Here is a 21,093-nt window from a genome sequence, read left to right on the forward strand (position 1 = left end):
GCCTTAGCCGCGTTCGCCACCCCAGTCGCCCAGCACCGCCTGCACCAGCGCCAGCGCGGCCACCGCGGCGGTGTCGGCCCGCATGATGCGGGGTCCGAGCGCCAGCCGCAGGATTTTCGGCTGCCGCAGCAGCAGGACCCGCTCTTCCTCGGCAAAGCCGCCTTCGGGTCCGATCAGCACGTCGATTCCCTCCCCGGCGCGTGTGGCTTGCAAGCTCCGAATGGGGTTTTCGAGCTCCGCCGCCTCGTCGCAGAAGATCAGCAGTCTGCCAGCGGCGCGCAGGGTCAAGAAGCGCTCCAGCGGCACCGGCTCGGCAACGGTGGCGATGCTGAGAATGCCGCATTGCTCGGCCGCCTCGACGACATTGGCGCGCATCCGCTCGGTATTGACGCGTGAAGCCTGGGTGAATCGGGTCAGAACCGGCTGCAGGCTGGCGGCGCCCATCTCGATGGCCTTCTGCACCATGTAGTCGAGCCGGGCATGCTTGAGCGGGGCGAAGACGTAGGCGAGGTCGGGCAGCCGGTCCTGCGGCCGGGTCTGTTGGAGGATGACGAGACCGTCCGGCCGCTTGCGGCCTTCAATGGCGGCCTGCCACTCGCCGTCGCGGCCGTTGAACGCCAAAACCTCGGCCCCGGCGGCAAGCCGCAGCACATTGCCGAGATAATTGCTCTGGTCGCGGTCGAGCTCGACCCGGCCGTCCTGGGCAAGCGGGGCGTCGACGAACAGGCGGGGGCCGCGGAAATCGTGGGAAGGCATCGTCAAAGGTCCGATTTGCCGCCGTTCTTAACCGAAAGCAGTCCTTTCGGGGTAAATTTTGCCAAAATGGTGCGTCGGCGCGCCGCGCTCCCGCCCTATTCAACGGGTTGTTAAGGGCCGGCGGGAATCGTAAAATGGCGAGCACGCTGGTTGCGCTTCAATTGGGAAGACGCCGAACCCCGCAAGCTCCTGCCGGAGAGACTGCCTTGATGATCCGTCATTTGATGGTTCCAATCACTGCCGCCATGGTCACGATGGGCGCCGTTGGTGCCTATGCGCAGGGTTTTCCCGCGCCGCTGCCGGGCCAGGCCCCAACCAGTTCCGCCTTCCCGCCCGTCAATGGCTCGGCGCCCGTCGCCTCCGTCGGCGGCGCGCCGCAATCGTCCTTCCCCGTGAATGGGGCCGCTCCTGTCGGTGGCGCCGGCGCCTTCAGCGCGGCCCCGCCGACGCAAGCCGGTCCCGGCGAGGACTGCATGAAGGCGTTCATGCCTCTGCGCGAAGATGCCGAAAAACGCGGCAAGCTGATCAAGGCCGCGAGCGACCGTCACGCCCCGCCTGACGAGGCCTGCAAGCTGATCCGCAACTTCAGCCAGGCTGAGACCAAGATGATCAAGTACATCGAGGCCAACGCCTCGAAGTGCGGGATTCCGGCGCAGGTCGGCGCGCAGATGAAGGACGGCCACAAGAACACCGAGGCCATGGCGGCGAAGGTCTGCAATGTCGCGCAGCAGATGCAGAACCAGCCGCGCGGACCGGCCGGTCCGTCGCTGAGCGAAGTGCTGGGTTCGGGCTCGCCGCCCGAGGCCAATGCCGGCAAGAAGGGCGGCAGCACCTTCGACACACTCAACGGCAACGTCCTGACGCGATGAGCGACACGTCAGCCCGAGTTGCCGATTCCACTGACAACTGGGTCGATACGCGTGCGCCGCAATGGGCGCGGCCTTATCTGCGCTTGTCCCGCTTCGATCGTCCGATCGGCTCCTGGCTCCTGTTGATGCCGTGCTGGTGGTCGGCGGCGCTCGCCGCCGGCATGGCCCATGACGTCCGCGGCCTGCCGCTCACCATCGTCCTGTTCTTCATCGGCGCCTTCGTCATGCGGGGGGCAGGCTGTACCTGGAACGACATCACCGACCGTGACCTCGACGACAAGGTCGAGCGCACCCGCTCGCGGCCGCTGCCCTCGGGCCAGGTGAGCGCGAAGCAGGCGCTGGCGTTCATGGTCGCGCAGGCGCTGATCGGGCTCGTGGTGTTGCTGCAGTTCAACCGCTTCGCGATCCTGACCGGCATTGCCTCGCTGCTGATCGTCGCGATCTACCCGTTCATGAAGCGCATCACCTGGTGGCCGCAGATCGTGCTCGGGCTCGCGTTCTCCTGGGGCGCCCTGATGGGATTTGCCGTCACCTTCGGGCGGATCGATGTCACCGCGCTCGTGCTCTATGCCGGCGCGATCTCCTGGGTGATCGGCTACGACACGATCTACGCGCATCAGGACGCCGAGGACGATGCGCTGATCGGCATCAAGTCCACCGCGCGCCTGTTCGGCGCGCATACGCACCAGGCGCTGATACTGTTCTACGGCCTCGCGGTGCTGCTGATCGGCGTGGCGCTGGCGTCGGGCGATGCGCGCTGGCCGGCCTGGCTCGGACTTGGGGCCTTCGCCGTGCATCTGGCCTCGCAGATCGGGCGGCTGAATATCAGCGACGGCGATCTCTGCAAGCGCCTGTTCTACTCGAACCGCGACGCGGGGCTGTTGTTGTTTGCGGGTTTGCTGGCCGACGCGGTGATGCGGACGGCTTAACTCCGGGCGATGATCTCGCGCTCATCGCGATGCACCGACAACTCGCGTGCGACACCGGTGCGGCGGCGCATCAGAAATTTCGGACGGCGGTCGCGGATCGCGTTGGCGCGGCGACGGCGCGGCGTGGGCTTGCGTGCGCCTTCGTCGAGCTGCGGAAGCGCGAACAGCTCGCTCCAGATCGCCCAGGCTTCAACGAGTTCGTCGCCATCGGCGCTGACCAGCAGCGGAATGGAGAGCGAGGGATCGCGATGCACGAGGACGAGGGTCTGGGCCTCGTCGTTGCCGCGCAGCGCGACGCCGGTGAAGTCGCTGACGCGAACATTGATTGCCATCCGCATGCCGCGGACGGCACGGTGCAGCACGACACGTTCGCGATGAAGCTCGATCTGCCGGACATATCCGTCGGCGCGCGGATCATGCGCATCGAAGCGGACCGGGGAGGAAAGGGGGTCGAGCCGCAGGGAGCGGCTCGACCCGGCGGGAGCGATCCCGCTTGTTGCTGTTTGACGCCTCACGGCTTTAGTTCTCCCCGCCAGGATTATGTTCCCGGTCGATGCGAGGACCTTAGCGCGAGCCTTTCCGAAACCGCTTAAAAAGGCTGGTTAATCCAACCTCACCGCCGCGCATGATTGACAAGACCTTGGCACGCATGATTGACGAGACGTTGCGCGCAAGGTGCGAATCTGAGCTTTTGGTGGGCTGAAAATGCTTGAAGTCCGCGCGATCAGGGCACATCTGTGGGTTCCGGTCCCGCAGCCCGCCCCAACAGGATTTCGTTTGTGAACCCTTCACCAAGCTCGACGCTTTCGCCCAAGGATTCATCCACAGCCAGCCGCGACCTGTTCGACCAGTCTGCGCTCTCCGATCTCGCGCAGCGGCTGGTGGAGGCTGCCAGGCGCGCCGGCGCGGATGCGGCCGATGCAGTCGCCGTGCGTGGCGTCTCGCAAGGCGTCGAGGTCCGCGACGGCCGCGTCGAGGAATCCGAACGGTCCGAGGGCGACGATGTCGGCCTGCGCGTGCTGGTCGGCCGCCGTCAGGCGGTGGTCTCGACCAATGATACCAGCGGCGATGCCGTGACCAAGCTTGCCGAGCGAGCGGTTGCGATGGCGCGCGTCGCGCCCGACGACAAATATGTCGGCCTTGCCGATCCGGCACTGCTCGCGCGCGACTTCCCCGATCTCGATCTGCTCGACCCTGACGTGCCCGCGACCTCGGAACTCGAGCGTCGCGCGCTCGAAGCCGAGGCTGCGGCGCTTGGTGTGAAGGGCGTGACCAAATCCGGCGGCGCCTCGGCCTCCGCCGGCATGGGCGGCATGGTGCTCGTCACCAGCACCGGCTTCCACGGTTCTTATCTGCGGTCCAGCCAGGGCATCTCCGCCACCGCCATTGTCGGTGACGGCACCGGCATGGAGCGCGACTACGACTTCACCTCGGCGCCGCATGGTGTAGACCTCTTGTCACCGGAGATCGTCGGCCGTTCCGCGGGCGAGCGCACCGTGGCGCGCTTCAATCCGCGCAAGGTCGAGACCTGCAAGGTGCCTGTGGTGTTCGATCCGCGCGTCGCGGGCTCGCTGGTCGGTCACGTCGTCGGCGCCATCAATGGCGCTTCGATCGCGCGCAAGACCAGCTTCCTGAAGGACAAGCTCGGCCAGCAGCTGTTCGCCAAGAACATCCGCATCATCGACGATCCGCTGCGCAAACGCGGCCTGCGCTCGCAGACGTTCGACGCCGAAGGCGTCGCCGTGAAGAAGATCGCGCTGATCGACGAAGGCGTGCTGACGACCTGGCTGCTCGATTGCGCCACCGCGCGTGAGCTCGGCCTCACCACCACCGGCCATGCCCACCGCGGCGTGTCCTCCTCGCCGTCACCCGGCCCGTACAATCTGCATCTTGAACCCGGCACGCCGACGCCGGCCGAGCTGATCTCCGACATCAAGCAGGGGTTCTACGTCACCGATTTGATCGGCTCGGGCGTCAACGGCGTCACCGGCGATTACAGCCGCGGCGCCTCCGGCTTCTGGATTGAGAACGGCGAACTCACTTATCCCGTGAGCGAGGTGACGATCGCCGGCCATCTGTTCGAGATCTTCAAGTCGATGCAGCCGGCGAACAATCTCGAGTTCCGCTACGGCGTCAATGCGCCGACGGTGCGCATCGAGGGTTTGACGCTTGGCGGACGTTGACGCGAACGCAACCGGTGAAGCCATCCTGACGCGCGACGCGGCGCTGCTGCAAGAGACGGTGCGGGAGGCGGGCGCACTGGCGCAGTCGATGTTCCGCACCGAGCTGAAGAAGTGGACCAAGGGCGCGTCCTCGCCGGTCTCGGAAGCCGACATTGCCGTCAACGATCTCCTGGAAGCGCGCCTGCGCGCGGCGACGCCCGACTATGGCTGGCTGTCGGAGGAGAGCGCCGACGACGAGGTGCGGCTGTCGCGGCGGCTGACCTGGATCGTCGATCCCATCGACGGCACCCGCAACTATCTCAATGGCCATGACGAATGGTGCGTCAGCGTGGCGCTGGTCGAGGATGCCTCGCCAGTGCTGGCCGCGGTGTTCGCGCCGACGAGCGAAGAGTTCTTTTTGCCGCCCGCGGCCAGGGCACGACCCTCAACGAGGTGCCGGTGCGGGCGACGTCGGGATCCGAGCTTGACTTCTCGCGGGTCGCGGGTCCGAAGCCCCTGGTCGAGCGCCTGAAGCCGTCACTGGGCGAGATCAAGCTGCATCCGCGAATCGGTTCGCTCGCGCTGCGTCTGTGCCGGGTCGCTCATGGCGCGCTGGATGCGGCTTTTGCGGGCGGCAACAGTCATGATTGGGACCTTGCGGCGGCGGATTTGATCGTGCAGGAAGCCGATGGTAGGATGAGCGATCTCTCCGGAGATCCCATCCTCTATAACCGCCGGCAAGTCACGCATGGGGTGCTGGTGGCAGCGGGTCGCGATCGTCATGCGAACATTGTCTCGCATTTTCGAAACCGCCCCTTGCCGTGAAGCGCTTTCTCGTGCTTGTCGAACACTGCTTTGCCGGGCAGCCCGTTAGGAACAGAACCGATGCCAGATAGTGCCCCGCAACAACTGCTCCACCTCGTCGTCGGCGGCGAGCTCGTCGATCTCGAGCACAACACCTTCAAGAACCTCGACGACGTTGAGATCGTTGGCCTCTATCCGAACTATGCGACCGCGCACGCCGCCTGGCGCGCCAAGGCGCAGAGCACGGTCGACAACGCGCAGATGCGCTATTTCATCGTCCATCTCCACCGGCTGCTCGACCCGAATCAAGAACCGGCGCGTTGAAAAAGCTGCTTCGCAATACGCTGAGGAGCAGCTTCGTTCAGCGTGCCGTCGGAATCCTGGCGGCCGAATATCTGCGTCTGGTCTGGCGGACGAACACATTCACGTTCGATCCGCCTGACGTCTATGACCGCGTCGAACCGCAGATCCCGGCGATCTTCGCCTTTTGGCACGGCCAGCATTTCCTCACCCCTTCATCAAGAACAAGGACTGGTACAAGGCCAGGGTCCTGATCTCCCGCCACCGCGACGGCGAGTTCAACGCGATTGCCGCCGAGCGGCTCGGCATCGGCACCATCCGCGGCTCCGGCGACCATGGCGGCGCGTTTCACCGCAAGGGCGGGGTCGGTGCCTTCAAGGAAATGGTGCGGACGCTCGAGGACGGTTGTAATGTCGCGCTGACCGCCGACGTCCCCAAGCGCTCGCGCGTGGCCGGGCTCGGCATCATCATGCTGGCACGGGAATCGGGGCGGCCGATCATGCCTTTTGCGATGGCGACCAGCCGCTTCGTCCGGCTCAAGAACTGGGACCGCACCACCATCAACCTGCCGTTCGGGCGGGGCGCGTTGGTCGGCATCAAGGAAATCCACGTTCCGCCGGATGCGGACGCCGCCACCATGGAAGCGCTGCGGCTCGAGCTGGAGGAGACCTTGAACGAGGCGACCCGCCGCGCCTATGCGCAACTCGGCCGGCCGGGACCTGCAGATGCCTAAATCGCTACCGGGCTCGCTGCCGTTGACGCTGCGGATGTACCGGCGCCTGGCGCGCGGCCTGGTGCCGCTCGCGCCTGTGCTGATCAACCGGCGCCTGAAGCAGGGCAAGGAAGATCCCGCGCGCGTCGGCGAACGGCGGGGCCTGTCCCGGGACGTGCGACCGCACGGTCCGCTGGTCTGGATTCACGGCGCCAGCGTCGGCGAGGTCCTCGCCGCGGCGGCCCTGATCGAGCGCTTGCGCGATCTGAACCTGCGCATTCTGCTCACCTCGGGCACCGTCACGTCGGCTGCTATTGTCGCAAAGCGCTTTCCGCCCGACGTCATCCATCAATACGTGCCGTATGATTCCCCGCGCTACGTCGCGCGCTTCCTCGACCATTGGAAGCCGTCGCTGGCGCTGTTCATCGAATCCGATCTCTGGCCGAACCTGATCCTGGCAGGCGCTGCGCGTCGCGTGCCGATGGTGCTGATCAACGGGCGGATGTCGCCGCGCTCCTTCCCGCGCTGGCGCCGCATGCAGGGCACCATCTCGGCGCTGCTGTCGCGTTTCGACATTTGTCTGGCGCAGTCGAAGACCGATGCCGAGCGCTTCTCGGCGCTCGGCGGCCGGGACGTCGTCACCACGGGCAATCTCAAGCTCGACGTGCCGGCGCCGCCGGCCGATCCTGCCAAGCTCGAACGGCTGATGGCGATGACGCGCGGGCGTCCGATCATCGTCGCGGCCTCGACCCATCTGGGCGAGGAGGAGATGCTGGTGGCGGCGCATCGCAGCCTCAGCGGTTTCTTCCCGCAGCTCCTGACCGTGATCGTGCCGCGCCATCCGGATCGCGGCTCCTCGATCACAGGCCTGATCACGGCGTCCGGCCTGAAGCCGGCCCTGCGCTCGCGCGACGAGCTGCCGACGGCGACCACCGACGTTTATATCGCCGACACCATGGGCGAGCTCGGCCTGTTCTATCGCCTCTCGGACATCGTGTTCATGGGCGGATCGCTGATCCGCCATGGTGGCCAGAATCCGATCGAAGCGATCAAGCTCGGCGCGGCCATCGTCCATGGTCCGCACGTCTTCAATTTCGCCGACGTCTACGAGGCGCTCGATCACAGCGGCGGTGCGCGCCAGGCCGACACGCAGGAGCTGCTGATCAAGCAGCTCGGCCAGCTGCTCGCCGATCCTGCCGTGCGTCACAAGATCCAGCAATCGGGCGCCGGCGTGGTCGAGGATCTCGGCGGCGCGCTCAACCGCACCATGACCGCGCTCGAGCCTTATCTTCTGCAGTTGCGGATCGAGATGGGGGCCGCCAATGCGTGAGCCGGCCTTCTGGTACCGGCCACGTTCGCTCGAATCGTACGCGTTGGGGCCGCTGGGTGCGCTCTACGGCGCGATCACCGAACGGCGGATGCTGCGCGAGGGCGTCGACGCCGGCATCCCCGTGATCTGCGTCGGCAACTACCATGTCGGCGGCGCCGGCAAGACGCCGACCGTGCTGGCGCTGACGAAGCTCCTGCGCGAGCTCGGCGAGACGCCGGTGGTGCTCAGCCGCGGCTATGGCGGTAGCCTCAGGGGCCCGGTAATGGTCGACCGCATGCGTCACACCGCGTCCGACGTCGGCGACGAGCCGCTGATGATGGCGCGCGACGTTCCCGTCACGGTCGCGCGCGACCGCCTCGACGGCGTCGTGCTGGCGAAGTCGCAAGGCGCCACCGTGATCCTGATGGACGACGGTTTCCAGAACCCGCGTCTCTTGAAGGACACCTCGTTGATCGTGATCGACAGCGAGCGCGGCCTCGGCAATGGCAAGGTGTTTCCGGCCGGTCCGCTGCGTGCGCCGCTGGAGGCGCAGCTCGCGCGCACCGACGCGCTGGTCGTGATCGGCGGCGGCCGCGCCGCCGACGATGTCGCGGCCGAGCTAGCCAGGCGCAACAAGCCGGAACTCCGCGCGCGGCTGAAACCCGACGCCGAGGCGGTCGCAAGACTGTTGGGCAAGCCGGTGTTCGCGTTCGCCGGCATCGGCGATCCCGAACGGTTCTTCCGTACGTTGCGCGCTGGCGGCATCGAGCTCGCGCGCACGCGCGCCTTCGCCGATCACCACATGTTTTCGAACGAGGAGATCGCAGCCGTCGCTGCGGAGGCGCGGCGCGAGCAGCAAACACTGGTGACGACCGAAAAGGATATCGCTCGCCTGCACGGCCGCGAAGGCGTGCCGGATGACATCGTGCCTTTCGCGGTGCAGCTCGAGTTCGATGACCCGGTTGCGCTTCGGCAATTGATCAGCGATCATCTCTACAAGGCGCGCGAGCGGCGGTTTTCCAGGCGATGATCTCGTAAGGTGGGCGAGGTCTGATCGGGACGACATGTCGCACTGATGAATTTCCTTCCGCACGTTCGGGAGTTGATGTAGCCCTCGCATGAGAGCCGTCACCGGGACGTGCCGAACTCCCGGAAATCATCGACGGCGTTTATGCCCACGGCGGGCAGTACCTTCATCATTTCAGATGCAGCGGCCGTAACGACGAGTTCGGAACGGCAGGGAAAGTCATTGCCAAAAACCCAGAGGAGAACATGCCATGCATTTTTGCCTCACCGGACAATACACACCCCGCGCTCTCAATGCCATTTTGGAGAACCCCAAGACCGATCGTCAGGAGGCGGCAAGAAAACTCATCGAAGCGGCCGGCGGAAAGCTGATTTCGATGTTCAGCGTTGCGGCCGACGGCCCAGGCGTGTTGGTGATTTTCGATGTGCCTGATCCGGGTGCGGCTCCGGCCATCTCCGGCCTGACCGTCACGGCGGGCACCCTGCAGAACGTGAAACTGACGCGGCTGTTCACGCAGGACGAGATCAAGCAGGTCCGCCAGAACGCGGCGAAGCTGCGTTCTTCGTATACTCCGCCCGGAAGCTGACATCCGGATCTAAAGCGAAGCCGCCGCAGTCGAAGGAAGCGGCGGCAACGCTCACCTCACAGCAAGAAGCACGTCTGCAACCGAGGCAAGGCGAAGGCCTTCCAGCCTGCGTTGACGAACCATGCTGTCCGGTGCGTGCTGCGTCCGCGGCGTTCAGCAGTCAATCATGCTCACCACGCCCCAACGGCCATCAATCCGATAATGGTCAGGCACGAGACGCAGGCCACCATGGCGGTATAGTACTCGGGTGTATTCATTGCTGCCTCCCAAACTGTTGCCAACTGCTTGGTCACTGCTACGGGGAGAGATCGCCGGTCTCGGGCCGCTTCAATTCGGCGCGCGGCGACCGGTCTTGCGTTGTGCGTCCGTCCTCTCATCATCACCCTGATCCGGATGATGATGCGCGTCGAGACCTTCAAAGCGTTCAGCTGCGATCAGAAGCTGTTTCCGCATTTCAGCGAGGCGGGCGCGGCAATATTCACGATAGAGCAGGTCTAATATGGTGGGCATGATCACCCCCATCGTTGATTTTCGATTTACAGATATTCCACCGCAAATTTTCGAGGTGATCGTAGCCCGACAGATGGCTCTTCGATATGAGCCCGTTCACAGACGGCGCCAATTCCAGAGCTCAGTGGCCGTTTGGCTGACTTGATTGTCTGTGCGATAAAAAGATCAGGGCCAATTACCTAAGATGAAGCATAGCGGCGCTTTGTTTCACCAAGACTTCGTCAAACAACCTAAGAGCGCCAATCGCAACAAAGAATCCAACCACAACGCGAAATAACTAACCATGGAGTGCAAGCACTCTTCGATGCAACGCGGATTGGCATAACGGAAATCATCTCGGCTGTGAGAGCAGCATTTCTGATGCGTCCGAACATGCCTCGTGAAAAAGCTGCACCGCTCGTGCTATGCCGGCAGGGCAGCTGCGCTTTGCCCATCGACAGCAGCCTGCCATTCAGGCGCCATTCATCGCAAGCTCCTATCGTTTTCAGACGCTCAGGAGAATGCGATGAAGTTGCCGTCCGCCGCCGTTGCCGCCAGTCTTGTGGGTCTGATCATTGCGCCGGTGTTTGCACAGACGGCACCGCCGGCGGCGTCCACCGCCACAGTGTCGGTCCCCGCGACCAAGCGCGTGACGTGTCTTTCCGCGACGGCGAGCCTGAAGGGACAGGACAAGCGCGACCAGATGCAGCTCTGCATGGCGCAGGCGCGGCTCGATTGCCTGAAGCAGGCGATCGATCAGAAGATCGTCGGCGAGACCAGGAAGAGTTTCATCAAGACCTGCGTGGGCGCGGATGGCGCGGAGCAGCGATAGACGCGCGGCCGCGGCCTCACGCTTGCGGCTTGGGCGCGCCCGGGTAATGCCGCTCGAGCACGGCGGCGGGTGTGGCGTAGGCTTCCTGCAGGTCCACGCTCCAATATTTCAACTCGTCGAGCGGGATGCGCGTATCGGTGATCGCGCAGCGCACGAAGGTCCCCGGCGAGATCACGCGGAAATCGCCGTCGAGATACTGCACCTGGGCTTCGCCATGGCCCGAGGGGCCGAACTTGTTCAGCACGGTCGAAAGTCTCCGTGGAAGGCCGCTCCGGGATCACATGGGAGGGCACGATGTGTTGGACGGGATGTAGCACAGATAGGGTGGCTTGTCCGCCCGGTAAACCCACCGGTTTGTGATGTTTTGGCGGCGTTTCCGCATGATAGTGCTTGAGCGAAGGATCCAACGGCAAAGTTCGATGCGCCTTCCGTTCACCGCCCTGTTCCTGACGTTCCTGATCTCGGCCGCGCACGGCTCGCCGGCACCGCAGCCGGTCGAGATTCCGCTGGCGTCCGGCGTGCTGCATGCGCAGCTCTACAAGCCCGAGGGCACGGGGCCGTTTCCGACCGTGATCGCGCTCCACGGCTGCGGCGGCCTCGGTGGCCATTCCGATTCCGTCCTGCCGCGCTACCGCGAATGGGCCGAGCGGCTGCTCAAGTCCGGCAACGCCGTCCTGCTCCCTGACAGCTACGGCTCGCGCGAGCTCGGGCCGCAATGCCGCGTCAAGGAGATCCACGTCAAGGCGCGGCGCGAACGCGTCACCGACATCGCGGCGTCGCGCGCGTGGCTGATGAAGCAGAGCTGGGTTGCGCGCGACCGCGTCAGCCTGATGGGGTGGGCCAACGGCGCCAGCGCGCTGCTCTGGGCCGTGCGTCCGCAAAACCTTGCGCGCGAGACGGGTCCGGATTTCCGCGCCGCGATCGCGTTCTATCCGGACTGCAGGATTTCCGCCGGCCTCGGGTGGAGCACACGGGTGCCGACGCTGGTGCTGATCGGTGGCAATGACGACGTCTCGTCGCCGCCGGCCTGCCGCCAGATGGTCGATGGTGCGCATGGCCGCAGCGCGCTCGCGCGCATCGTGGTCTATCCCGGCGCCTATCACGACTTCGACCGCGCCAACACGCCGCTGCACGCAGCGAGCGGCAGCACCGACGCCGCCGCGCCCGAGCACGGCCATCTCGGCACCGATGCGGCAGCGCGCGCGGCGTCGCAGAAGGAAGTCGCAGAGTGGCTGGCACGGTGATGGCAGTGCCGTAGCCCGGATGAGCGTAGCGATATCCGGGTAGGCCTGTCCCGCATGTCGCTGCGCTCATGCGGGCTACATGTGGCGAGCGGGCTCGCCGCGCCGTAGCTCGTGAGAAGCGAAGGCGGGGCCGCCCGAGGGAACAACAGCGGACAACCCCGCATCGACCACCGCCCTGCACGGAAAATGGCCGACCGTGACTCTACGGATCGCGCGCCGTGATGGTTTCATTTCGAAACGACGCCATCATTTGACCACGATGTCGATTAAACGCAATCCCATGCGCAACCGCTCCGTCCTGTTCTCCTCCGCCCTGATCGTCTTCACCGTCGCGGTCTTCCTGTTTGAAGCCCATGCCGGCGCGCCGCAACGCGCGCCGGAACATTGCGGCTTCTGGACCACGATCGACGCGGGATTGTCCTGCCGCTGAGACGCGCAGTCTTGTAGCCCGGATGAGCGTAGCGATATCCGGGGCCGCTGCTCCCGCATGTCGCTACGCTCATGCGGGCCACGACAGCGAGTTCGTGACACGCGTCCCACACACTCACTGTCACCGCCCGGCTTGACCGGGCGATCCAGTACGCCGAGGCGGTTGTGATGGATCGAGAAGCCGCGGCGTACTGGATTCCCGCTCCTGTGCGCAATTGCGCACAAGGCGGGGAATGACAGCCAGGGTGGAACGCCGCCCTCCGCCTAAAACAAATTCCCCTGATCCACCGGCTTGCCCACGCGCTTCGGCGCAGGCTTGGCGTCCTGCGCGGCTGGCTTCGCTTGCGCCGGCGCGCGCTTCGCTGCAGCCGCGGGCCGATCCGCATCCGCGGTCGCACCGACACGGCCATCCGCAAACTCGATCTCGACCCGTGCGCCGGGACCGATCTCATTCGCCGAATGCAGCGGATGGCCGGCCTCGTCCCGCACCAGGGCAAAGCCGCGCGCGAGCACGCCGCGATAGGACAAGGCGGAGAGCAGCTTGCCGCTGTTCTCGATGCGGGCATCCAGCCGCTGCAACAGCGTCACCAGCGCGCGGCCCGCGCGCTCGGCCAGGCGATGCGTGCGCTCGCGCTGGCGGTGAATCGCGTTGCGCTGCGCCTGCGCATTGGACAGTTTTGAGGCACGCAAGCGCACCTCCAGCCCGGCAAAGCGGTCGCGCCGCCGCCGCAAGAGCGAGCGTGCGGATAGGCCGAGCCGTTCGCCGCACACGGTGAGGCGATGATCAGCCTGCGCGATCTGGCCGTGCAGCACCCGCAGCGTCAGCTTGGCGCCTGCGGCGGTGAACCTTCGGAAATGCGCGTGGGTGTTGGCCTTGAGGCAGCGGGGCAGGGACGCACCCGCCGAATCCAGCCGCTGCCGCGGGATCGCCAGCAAATCGCCGGCGGCCGGCAGGCGCGCGCGGCGGCACGCAGCTCGCTGCGGCGGCTCTCATGGCCGCGTTGCCAGCAGGACCGGGTGCGTCGCCCGAGATCGCCGACCTCGACGAAGAGATCGCTGCGCACCGGCACCGCCATCTCGGCCGCCGCCGTCGGCGTCGGCGCGCGCTTGTCGGCGACGAAATCGATCAGCGTGATGTCGGTCTCATGCCCCACGGCCGAGATCAGCGGGATCATGCTCTCGGCCGCGGCACGGACCACGATCTCCTCGTTGAACGACCAGAGATCCTCCAGCGAGCCGCCGCCGCGCGCGACGATCAGCACGTCGGGGCGCGGAACCTTGCCGCCCTCCGGCAGTGCGTTGAAGCCGCGGATCGCGGCCGCGACCTGCTCGGCCGAGCCTTCGCCCTGAACTTTCACCGGCCACACCAGCACGTGGCGGGGAAAGCGGTCCTCCAGCCGATGCAGGATGTCGCGGATTACGGCGCCGGTCGGCGAGGTCACCACGCCGATCACCTCCGGCAGCCACGGCAAAAGCTGCTTGCGCGCCTCGTCGAACAGGCCTTCGGCGGCGAGCTTCCTCTTGCGCTCCTCCATCAGCGCCATCAGCGCGCCGATGCCGGCCGGCTCCAGCGCCTCGATCACGATCTGGTATTTCGAGGAGCCCGGATAGGTCGTGAGCTTGCCGGTGGCGATGACCTCGAGCCCCTCCTGGGGCTTGAAGCGCATGCGGCCGTGCACGCCCTTCCAGATCACCGCCTCGATCTTGGCGCTCTCGTCCTTGAGCGCGAAATAGCAATGGCCCGACGAATGCGCGCCGCGGAAGCCGGAGATCTCGCCGCGGACCCGGACATGGCCATAGGTGTCCTCGACCGTCCGTTTCAGGGACTGGGAGAGCTCCGAGACGGTGAATTCGGGAGTGTTGAGCAGGGGTTCCGCTGACGGCATCGGCAAACGATTCGGCATGTGGGGATCAGACCCGACGTTAAGGATTTTTGCAGCGCCGCGCCAATCCGCGTATTGACCAAAAGAGTACTCTGCAGTATAGAGTCCTCTATAGTTGATCGGTTTAAGGGGAGTGGATCATGGCAATTCGAGTGCTGCGCGGCGTTTTGAACGGACTGAAATGGGCTCTGTGTGCGGTCGGCGGTGTGGCGCTGATCCTGGCCGTGATGATCGCAACGCCGCTGGAGCGGCCGCCGGAGATGCGATCGGTCTCCGACTCCGCCAAGGGCATCGATTGGTCCACACTGCCTCCGCTCGAGCGTTTCCAGGCCCGCGACGGCACCTGGATCGGCTTCCGCCACTACGCTGCCAATGGTCTTGCAACCGGCCGTGGCGCGATCTTCATCCACGGCTCGTCCGGCTCCAGCGGCACCGTCAATCATGCCCTGACCCATGCCATCGCCGCGCGGGGCGTGGAGACCTGGGCGCTCGACATCCGCGGCCATGGTGGATCCGGCACGCGCGGCGATATCGGCTATGTCGGCCAGCTCGAGGACGACCTCGTCGACTTCGTCGCTCAAATCCGCAAGACCGCACCGGAGCTGCCGCTCACCTTGATCGGCCATTCCGCCGGCGCCGGCTTCTCGCTGCGCGTCGCCGCGACGCCGATCATGCAGGACATGTTCGTGCGCACCGTGCTGCTCGCACCCTATCTCGGCTATGACGCGCCGACCAACAAGCCGCATGCCGGCGGCTGGGCCAATGTCGACCTGCCGCGCTTCTTCGCGCTGGCCACGCTGCGCAAGATCGGCATCGACTGCTGTTCGCAGCTTCCGGTGCTCGCGCTCGCCGTGCCCGCGAGTTCGGCAAAATATCTCGTCGCCACCTATTCGGACCGCCTGACGCGCAATTTCGCGACGCGCGGCTATCGCCTCGATCTTCCGGCGGCGACACGTCCGGTCACGATCTTCGGCGGCGCCGAGGACGAGATGATGATCTCGGATAAATATGCAGAAACCGTGCAGGCGGTGAAGCCATCGGTCGACGTCAAGATCATCGACGGCATCAACCACATGGGCATCGTCACCAACCCGAAGGCGATCTCGGTCATCGCCGACGATGTGACGACGCGCGGGACAGGGCAGTCATGATCGACAGCAAGGAAGCCTCCGCGGCGCTGGCCGATATCGACGACATCGTCCAGCGCGTGAAGCAATCGCAGCTCTATGAGCTGGCGAGCCACGCCGCCGTCTGGTGGGGCGCATTGGTGTTCGCGGGCAATCTCGTGACCTGGCTTTGGCCGGTCTATGCGGGCTACGCCTGGGTTGCCGTGGACGTTTTGGGCGCCGGCGGTCTGGTGGTGCTGCGCATTTTCAATCCGCCGCATCACTCCCATGGCACCGCTTTCAACGTCAGACTGCTTCTGGTGTTCGTGCTGTTCTTCGCCTTCGGTTATCTCTGCACCAACGTGCTCGGTCATTTCGGTCCGCGCCAGCTGGGCACGTTCTGGCCGCTCTACTTCATGCTGTTCTATTCGCTGGCGGGTCTCTGGTTCGGCTATGCCTTCATGGCGATCGGTCTCGGCATCTCCGCGCTGACGCTGATCGGTTATTTCTACATCGGCGAGGCGTTTCCGCTCTGGATGGCCTTCGTCAATGGCGGAGGCCTGATCCTCGGCGGCCTCTGGATGCGGCGGATCTGATGGCCGAGCTCGACGACATCATCCACCAGCCGTTGCGGCTGAAGATCATGGCGGCGCTGAATGCGCTGCCGGGCACCGGCGGCCTGGAGTTTTCGCGATTGAAGAAGCTCACCGGCGCGACCGACGGCAATCTCGGCGCGCACATCGAGACGCTGGCCAAGGCAGGCTACGTGTCGGTGGAGAAGGCCTTCGTCGGCAAGAAGCCGCAGACCACGGTGACCGCGACCGCTGCGGGGCGCGGAGCGTTCGCGCGGCATGTGGCGACGCTGCAGGAGATTATTGCGGGGAAGCAGGGGTAGGACGTACTCATAAACGTCGGCTTACTAACGCAAAGCGGAAGTCTCCCCACCTCGGGCATGATCGATGGCTTGTGACCCGAAGCTGACCTGCGAGGCTCGCCCGTACAACGATAGTCCATATCAATTTGGGATTGCCGGCATTGCGATGGCCGATTGCTGCGGGTCCAAAGCTATCTCGATACACGCTCCTTCAAAATGTCCGCATCTTCAAGTGCCAGAAGCTCATTGCGACGATTGAGGCACCCACGACATCGATTAATCTATGTTAAGGCCGCGCCCGTAACTGGGAGGTAAAATGTTCCCAACGGGGAAGGCGTGCGATGGACTACCGCGCTTATATCATGGGCGAGGACGGGCGGATCAGCGGCGTTCATGAGATCGATTGCGCCAACGACGACGAGGCCACAGCCAAAGCGAGACAGCTGCTCGACGGCCACGATTTAGAAGTGTGGCACAGAGATCGGCGCGTCACTGTTCTCAAGCACCACACAAGACAGTAACGCCGCTCAGTGGCGGTCGCGGCCATGCAATGTCCCCGGTCAGGCGGCGCTTAGCGGACATGCTCATCAGCTTGTCCTGACGCCGATAACCGCCATTAGCGGACCCTCGCGAACCCGTACCTACGGGGGAACCAAGGGGCCCGTGATGCGTTAAGAGCAGTTCGGCGGGCCGGAGGGGCGTCCGCCCATGTTTATTGCACGAACGACGCTCGTATCGGGTCGTCGTTCCTCTCGCCCCCGAGAGCCGGGCACCCGCATGTCGAACGTAGAAGAATTCCCACTCTCCGCCCGGCACCGCCCCACGGAGTTCGAGGCCCTGGTTGCGGCCGGCGCTGCCGCGCTCGATGCCATTCCGGGCGCAGTCTATCTCTGTGACGCGGAGGGGCTGCTGGTCGCCTATAACGCGGAGGCTGTGGTGCTGTGGGGGCGCACACCTGATGTCGGGAGGGAGCGCTTCTGCGGTTCACACCAGCTCTACCTGCTGGATGGAACTCCCCTCGCGCATGCCGACTGCCCCATGGCCACCGCCGTTCGCGCGGGAACGCCGACGCGCAATGCCGAAGTGATAATGGCGCGGCCGGATGGCTCTCGCTTCACGGCCATGGTCAACATCCGGGCGTTGCGCGACTTTTCTGGTCGCATCCAGGGCGCCATCAATTGCTTCCAGGACATCACCGGACGCAAGCAGGTCGAGGAGGAAGTCCGCCGCACGACGCAGGATCTGCAGGACTTTTTCGACAATGGCGCGGTGGGCCTTCACATCGTCAGTGGCGAGGGAATTATCATTCGCGCCAATAAGGCCGAATTGGATCTGCTTGGGTACCGGCCCGAGGAGTATATCGGGCGTCATGTCGCCGAGTTCCACGCCGACGCTCCCGTGATTGGCGATATTCTCCAGCGTCTTTCGTGCGGTGAGCCGCTGCAGCGCTACCCTGCCCGGCTGCGCGCCCGCGACGGCACGATCAAGCATGTCCTGATTACCTCGAACAGCCGCATTGTGGACGGCAAGTTTGTCAACACGCGCTGCTTCACGACCGACGTCACCGAACTGCATGCTGCCGAAGAGGCACGGCAAGCAAGTGAGGCGCGGCTTGCGGCGACTTATGAGGCCGCCAGCGTCGGCATTTCGGAGACCGACGAGAACGGTCGCTTCTTGCGGGTGAATGATTCCCTCTGCCGCATCACCGCGCGCAAACGCGACGAACTGTTGGGGATGACCTTCCTCGACTACACCGATTCCAACGATCAGACCGAAGATGCCGAACTGTACGCGCGGCAAGTCCGCGGCGACATCGAGAACTACACGGTTCGCAAGCGTGTACTACGGCCTGACGGGTCCGTTCGCCATCTGGATATCTTCAGTTCGTCGGTGCGGGATTCGGAAGGCTGCTTCCTTTATGGCGTGCGGGTCGCTCAGGATGTCACCACCACCAAGCAACTGGAGGATCGCTTGCGTGAAGGCGAGCAGCGCATGCGCGATCTCCTCGAGGCGTTGCCAGCAGCCATCTACACGACGGACGCCAAGGGGCGCATTAATTTCTTCAATCGGGCTGCCGTCGAGATGGCGGGCAGAACGCCGCAGCCAGGCGACGAATGGTGTGTGACCTGGAAGCTCTATTGGCCCGACGGCTCGCCGCTGCCGCACAATGAATGCCCGATGGCTGTTGCGCTGCGCGAAAACCGGCCGGTTCGCGGTGCCGAAGCGGTGGCCGAACGTCCAGACGGCAGACGCGTGCCGTTTATTCCTTTTCCAACGCCGCTGCGCGACGCGGACGGCAATCTGGTCGGCGCCATCAACATGCTCGTCGACATTAGCGAGCGGAAGAACGCCGAGAACGCTCAAAAGGCTCTCATCGACGAACTAAACCACCGTGTGAAAAACACCCTGGCCACGGTGCAATCTCTGGCGAACCAGACCGCCCGTCACGCCGCCGATCTGCAGGAATTTCTGCCGACCTTCACGGGACGGCTGCTTGCGCTCGCCCGCGGACATGACCTGCTGACGAAGCGAAACTGGCAGGATACGCCTTTCGAAAAGCTCGTCCACGATATCGTCGCTCCGATGTCGGGCGGACGGGTGCTGACTAGCGGGCCGCACGTTGAGCTAGACGCCCGCATGGCACTGAGCATCACCATGGTGCTCAACGAGCTTCTGACCAATGCGGCGAAGTACGGCGCACTCTCAGTGCCGAATGGATCAGTTTCGCTCACTTGGCGGATCAGCGCCGGCGAGCGCTCGCAAGCCGTGCTGGATTGCGAATGGCACGAACGTGGCGGACCACCTGTTACGCCTCCAAAGCGGCGCGGCTTCGGCACGCGGTTGATGGAACGTTGCGTCGAGCATGATCTCGCAGGTGAGTTCGATCTGGTATTCGAGCCGGAGGGCACTCGCTGCCGCATGGTGTTTCCCATTATGCCTGCAGCGTCCAATGGTTGAGCTGTCCGGCGCCAAGGTTCTCCTGGTCGAAGATGAGGGCCTTGTGGCCCTCATGCTCGAAGATATGCTTGAGGAACTGGGCTTGAAGGTCGTTGCCTCAGCAGCCCACGTACAAAAGGCGTGCGAACTCGCGACGACGGCATCGTTCGATTTGGCGCTCCTTGATGTGAACCTGGCTGGCGAACTTGTTTTCCCGGTAGCTCGCATCTTGCGGGAGCGAAGGATTCCCTTCCTGTTCAGCACGGGTTACGGCGGACCTCCGCTCGAGGAGGAGTTCAACAGTTCGCCCGCGATAGGCAAGCCGTTTTCTATCGATCAGTTGAACGAGAAATTGCGGGCGATTCTGGCGCTCCCATAGCAGGACGGCTTCGCGCGTTCCCTTGCGTCGGATGCCGATCCGGGCGCCGTGTGCAGGTGCCGAAAGCGAGTACGATTCTCCGGGGTCCAAGGCATCAAGGGGCCAACGCTGCTTTACTGGTACAAAGCTCGTAGGATGGGTTGAGCCCTTGCGAACCCATCGCTTCTCTATCCCCGTTCTCCGAAATCGCGGCCGTCATCCGACTGATCGCCGGCCCAATCGGCCGGGTAATTGCCGAGCTTTATGTGGCGATGAAACGAGGAGGGCGCCCAGTCACGGACTCTGTCGACGAGCCCGTGCTTGACCGGATTAATATGAACATAGTCTACATGCCGCGCGAAATCGGTTTCGTCGCGAATGGTATGCTCCCAATATCTGCGTTGCCAGATGCCCCGTTCACCTTTGGCCGCGCGGCTTGGGGATATCCTCTCGTTGCGCGCCAGACCGCGGGAAAAGGTGGATTTGATCAACTGCCAGCGCATTGCAAAATCGGCATCACCTTCTGGTAACGTCCACACCGTGTGAAGGTGATCAGGGAGCACCACGATGGCATCGATCGTGAATGGATGGCGTCGGTGCGTTTCACGAAACACCGTGCGCAACAACCCGATATGATCCGTCAGCAACGCTAGCCTCCGCTCCGCCAGGTTGACCGTGAAGAAGAAGCACCCACCCGGAAGAAAGTTGCGGCGGTACGCGGTCATGACGGGACGTTACCACGAAACAAGTGCGATGGGTTTCGCAAGGGCTCAACCCATCCTACGGGCTGCTTACGGTACAAGGTGAGCGTAAAATGGGTCCGTTAGAGCGACTGCGTGATGGTTTTCAACTGGGTTACTGCCACCGGCGCAATGCCCGCGTTCCGAAGGAGCGAGAGGAGCATCAAAAACTTTGCGTGCGAAATGCGATTTGGAAGTGAAGTGTTGTGAGCAACGATGAACTTTCTGATGGCTGTGAAGCCAGCAACGGTATTAGCAAGCTGGCGGTGAAACTGCGTTACACTTGAGGTAGCAAAGCCCCCTGCCTTGCGAAGTATTGCCTCAAACTTTGATTGAAGCGGAGAGCCAACAAATCTGGAAAACATTCCTGCGACTAATCGAGTGAGATGCTCGTTGCTTCCCCACATGGAGGCCTTCGTGTCAATTATTGCCATGAGTTCATCGTTCGATGAGTACTTCGAAGCAAGCCAGATTTGGGCATACAAGCTCCATATAGACGAAGAACCGAGACCACTTAGCGTTTGTTTGATGTGTCCACGTACCCAACTATTGTCCGGCAAACGTGCCGCCACAATGGCACTGGCGATTTCGACAAGGGACGCGTCATCTACGAGATGGCCATCTTGAAGGATTTGGGTAAGCAAGTTGAGCTTGAGAGCAGGAGAGCCGGTCAATCCCATCGCTGGTCGTCTGCGTATGGTCCCGATGAATTCGGGCTCGCGCCTCAGCGGCGAGCGCCGGAATGAC

22 protein-coding genes and 3 pseudogenes are annotated in these 21,093 nt (G+C 64.1%); 18 read left to right on the forward strand and 7 right to left on the reverse strand.

From position 1 onward, the window contains the following. Window positions 1-3: 3 nt before the first annotated feature. Entirely contained in the window at window positions 4-756 is a 753-nt protein-coding gene (locus AB3L03_RS22415) for a 16S rRNA (uracil(1498)-N(3))-methyltransferase (RefSeq protein ID WP_368507049.1), read from the reverse strand. A 209-nt stretch (window positions 757-965) separates the two neighbouring features. On the opposite strand from AB3L03_RS22415, the gene AB3L03_RS22420 reads away from it, so the two are divergent. After that, window positions 966-1,625 carry a hypothetical protein gene (locus AB3L03_RS22420; protein WP_085350104.1) on the forward strand — a complete coding sequence of 220 codons (660 nt, stop codon included), beginning with the start codon at window positions 966-968 and terminating at the stop codon, window positions 1,623-1,625. Beyond that, window positions 1,622-2,554: a 4-hydroxybenzoate octaprenyltransferase gene (ubiA, locus tag AB3L03_RS22425; RefSeq protein WP_368507050.1), complete on the forward strand. Its 933-nt coding sequence runs from the start codon at window positions 1,622-1,624 to the stop codon at window positions 2,552-2,554. The genes AB3L03_RS22420 and ubiA overlap by 4 nt, the downstream gene beginning before the upstream one ends. Here the strand turns inward: ubiA and AB3L03_RS22430 are convergent. Next, window positions 2,551-3,069: a DUF6101 family protein gene (locus AB3L03_RS22430; RefSeq protein ID WP_368507051.1), complete on the reverse strand. Its 519-nt coding sequence runs from the start codon at window positions 3,067-3,069 to the stop codon at window positions 2,551-2,553. The genes ubiA and AB3L03_RS22430 overlap by 4 nt on opposite strands. Before the next feature lie 264 nt (window positions 3,070-3,333). Between AB3L03_RS22430 and AB3L03_RS22435 the strand changes: the two genes are divergently transcribed. The 7 genes and pseudogenes from AB3L03_RS22435 (at window position 3,334) to AB3L03_RS22465 (ending at window position 9,454) form a co-directional block, all read left to right on the forward strand. After that, window positions 3,334-4,737, forward strand: coding sequence for a TldD/PmbA family protein (locus AB3L03_RS22435; RefSeq protein WP_368507052.1), 1,404 nt, complete (start codon window positions 3,334-3,336; stop codon window positions 4,735-4,737). Then, window positions 4,724-5,541 (forward strand): annotated as a pseudogene (locus tag AB3L03_RS22440) (inositol monophosphatase). The gene AB3L03_RS22435 and the pseudogene AB3L03_RS22440 overlap by 14 nt, the downstream one beginning before the upstream one ends. Window positions 5,542-5,601: 60 nt before the next feature. After that, window positions 5,602-5,844, forward strand: a complete 243-nt coding sequence (locus tag AB3L03_RS22445; RefSeq protein WP_007596929.1) for a DUF4170 domain-containing protein — start codon at window positions 5,602-5,604, stop codon at window positions 5,842-5,844. Further along, window positions 5,841-6,553, forward strand: a pseudogene (locus tag AB3L03_RS22450) (lysophospholipid acyltransferase family protein). The gene AB3L03_RS22445 and the pseudogene AB3L03_RS22450 overlap by 4 nt, the downstream one beginning before the upstream one ends. Beyond that, window positions 6,516-7,862, forward strand: a complete 1,347-nt coding sequence (locus tag AB3L03_RS22455; RefSeq protein ID WP_368507053.1) for a 3-deoxy-D-manno-octulosonic acid transferase — start codon at window positions 6,516-6,518, stop codon at window positions 7,860-7,862. The pseudogene AB3L03_RS22450 and the gene AB3L03_RS22455 overlap by 38 nt, the downstream one beginning before the upstream one ends. Continuing rightward, a complete protein-coding gene (gene lpxK, locus AB3L03_RS22460) occupies window positions 7,855-8,871 on the forward strand; it encodes a tetraacyldisaccharide 4'-kinase (RefSeq protein WP_368507054.1) in 1,017 nt (338 codons plus the stop codon). Before AB3L03_RS22455 ends, lpxK begins: the two co-directional genes overlap by 8 nt. Window positions 8,872-9,118: 247 nt before the next feature. Next, on the forward strand, window positions 9,119-9,454 hold the full coding sequence (locus AB3L03_RS22465) for a GYD domain-containing protein (protein ID WP_007596925.1): 336 nt from the start codon (window positions 9,119-9,121) through the stop codon (window positions 9,452-9,454). Window positions 9,455-9,781: 327 nt separating this feature from the next. Here the strand turns inward: AB3L03_RS22465 and AB3L03_RS22470 are convergent, their stop codons facing one another. Next, window positions 9,782-9,976 (reverse strand): hypothetical protein, encoded by a 195-nt coding sequence (locus tag AB3L03_RS22470; RefSeq protein WP_166517610.1) that lies wholly within the window; start codon window positions 9,974-9,976, stop codon window positions 9,782-9,784. A gap of 493 nt (window positions 9,977-10,469) precedes the next feature. Between AB3L03_RS22470 and AB3L03_RS22475 the strand changes: the two genes are divergently transcribed. Further along, window positions 10,470-10,775 carry a hypothetical protein gene (locus tag AB3L03_RS22475; protein WP_368507055.1) on the forward strand — a complete coding sequence of 102 codons (306 nt, stop codon included), beginning with the start codon at window positions 10,470-10,472 and terminating at the stop codon, window positions 10,773-10,775. Window positions 10,776-10,791: 16 nt separating this feature from the next. On the opposite strand, the gene AB3L03_RS22480 is transcribed toward AB3L03_RS22475, so the two are convergent. Next, window positions 10,792-11,019 carry a DUF2093 domain-containing protein gene (locus AB3L03_RS22480; RefSeq protein WP_007596922.1) on the reverse strand — a complete coding sequence of 76 codons (228 nt, stop codon included), beginning with the start codon at window positions 11,017-11,019 and terminating at the stop codon, window positions 10,792-10,794. 175 nt (window positions 11,020-11,194) lie between these two features. Here AB3L03_RS22480 and AB3L03_RS22485 point away from each other — a divergent pair, with 175 nt between their 5' ends. After that, window positions 11,195-12,019, forward strand: coding sequence for a dienelactone hydrolase family protein (locus AB3L03_RS22485; protein WP_368507056.1), 825 nt, complete (start codon window positions 11,195-11,197; stop codon window positions 12,017-12,019). Between the two features lie 280 nt (window positions 12,020-12,299). Beyond that, entirely contained in the window at window positions 12,300-12,449 is a 150-nt protein-coding gene (locus AB3L03_RS22490; protein ID WP_368507057.1) for a hypothetical protein, read from the forward strand. A gap of 263 nt (window positions 12,450-12,712) precedes the next feature. Here AB3L03_RS22490 and xseA read toward each other — a convergent pair. Continuing rightward, a pseudogene (xseA, locus tag AB3L03_RS22495) lies at window positions 12,713-14,334 on the reverse strand (exodeoxyribonuclease VII large subunit). 137 nt (window positions 14,335-14,471) lie between these two features. On the opposite strand from xseA, the gene AB3L03_RS22500 reads away from it, so the two are divergent. The 6 genes from AB3L03_RS22500 to AB3L03_RS22525 all read left to right on the forward strand — a co-directional run bounded on the left by AB3L03_RS22500 (window position 14,472) and on the right by AB3L03_RS22525 (window position 19,627). Then, entirely contained in the window at window positions 14,472-15,482 is a 1,011-nt protein-coding gene (locus tag AB3L03_RS22500; RefSeq protein ID WP_204512391.1) for an alpha/beta hydrolase, read from the forward strand. Then, a complete protein-coding gene (locus tag AB3L03_RS22505) occupies window positions 15,479-16,033 on the forward strand; it encodes a hypothetical protein (protein ID WP_204512390.1) in 555 nt (184 codons plus the stop codon). Before AB3L03_RS22500 ends, AB3L03_RS22505 begins: the two co-directional genes overlap by 4 nt. Next, window positions 16,033-16,332, forward strand: a complete 300-nt coding sequence (locus AB3L03_RS22510) for a transcriptional regulator (RefSeq protein WP_204512389.1) — start codon at window positions 16,033-16,035, stop codon at window positions 16,330-16,332. The genes AB3L03_RS22505 and AB3L03_RS22510 overlap by 1 nt, the downstream gene beginning before the upstream one ends. A gap of 320 nt (window positions 16,333-16,652) precedes the next feature. Then, window positions 16,653-16,832, forward strand: a complete 180-nt coding sequence (locus AB3L03_RS22515; RefSeq protein WP_018453462.1) for a hypothetical protein — start codon at window positions 16,653-16,655, stop codon at window positions 16,830-16,832. 256 nt (window positions 16,833-17,088) lie between these two features. After that, window positions 17,089-19,269 carry a PAS domain S-box protein gene (locus AB3L03_RS22520; RefSeq protein ID WP_018453463.1) on the forward strand — a complete coding sequence of 727 codons (2,181 nt, stop codon included), beginning with the start codon at window positions 17,089-17,091 and terminating at the stop codon, window positions 19,267-19,269. Continuing rightward, window positions 19,262-19,627, forward strand: a complete 366-nt coding sequence (locus AB3L03_RS22525; RefSeq protein ID WP_018453464.1) for a response regulator — start codon at window positions 19,262-19,264, stop codon at window positions 19,625-19,627. The genes AB3L03_RS22520 and AB3L03_RS22525 overlap by 8 nt, the downstream gene beginning before the upstream one ends. A gap of 167 nt (window positions 19,628-19,794) precedes the next feature. On the opposite strand, the gene AB3L03_RS22530 is transcribed toward AB3L03_RS22525, so the two are convergent. Both AB3L03_RS22530 and AB3L03_RS22535 read right to left on the reverse strand, forming a co-directional pair. Beyond that, entirely contained in the window at window positions 19,795-20,331 is a 537-nt protein-coding gene (locus tag AB3L03_RS22530; protein ID WP_204512387.1) for a transposase, read from the reverse strand. A 98-nt stretch (window positions 20,332-20,429) separates the two neighbouring features. Then, window positions 20,430-21,026, reverse strand: coding sequence for a hypothetical protein (locus AB3L03_RS22535; RefSeq protein ID WP_368507058.1), 597 nt, complete (start codon window positions 21,024-21,026; stop codon window positions 20,430-20,432). Between the last annotated feature and the right edge of the window lie 67 nt (window positions 21,027-21,093).

This window comes from Bradyrhizobium lupini (assembly GCF_040939785.1).
Taxonomy (GTDB): domain Bacteria; phylum Pseudomonadota; class Alphaproteobacteria; order Rhizobiales; family Xanthobacteraceae; genus Bradyrhizobium; species Bradyrhizobium canariense_D.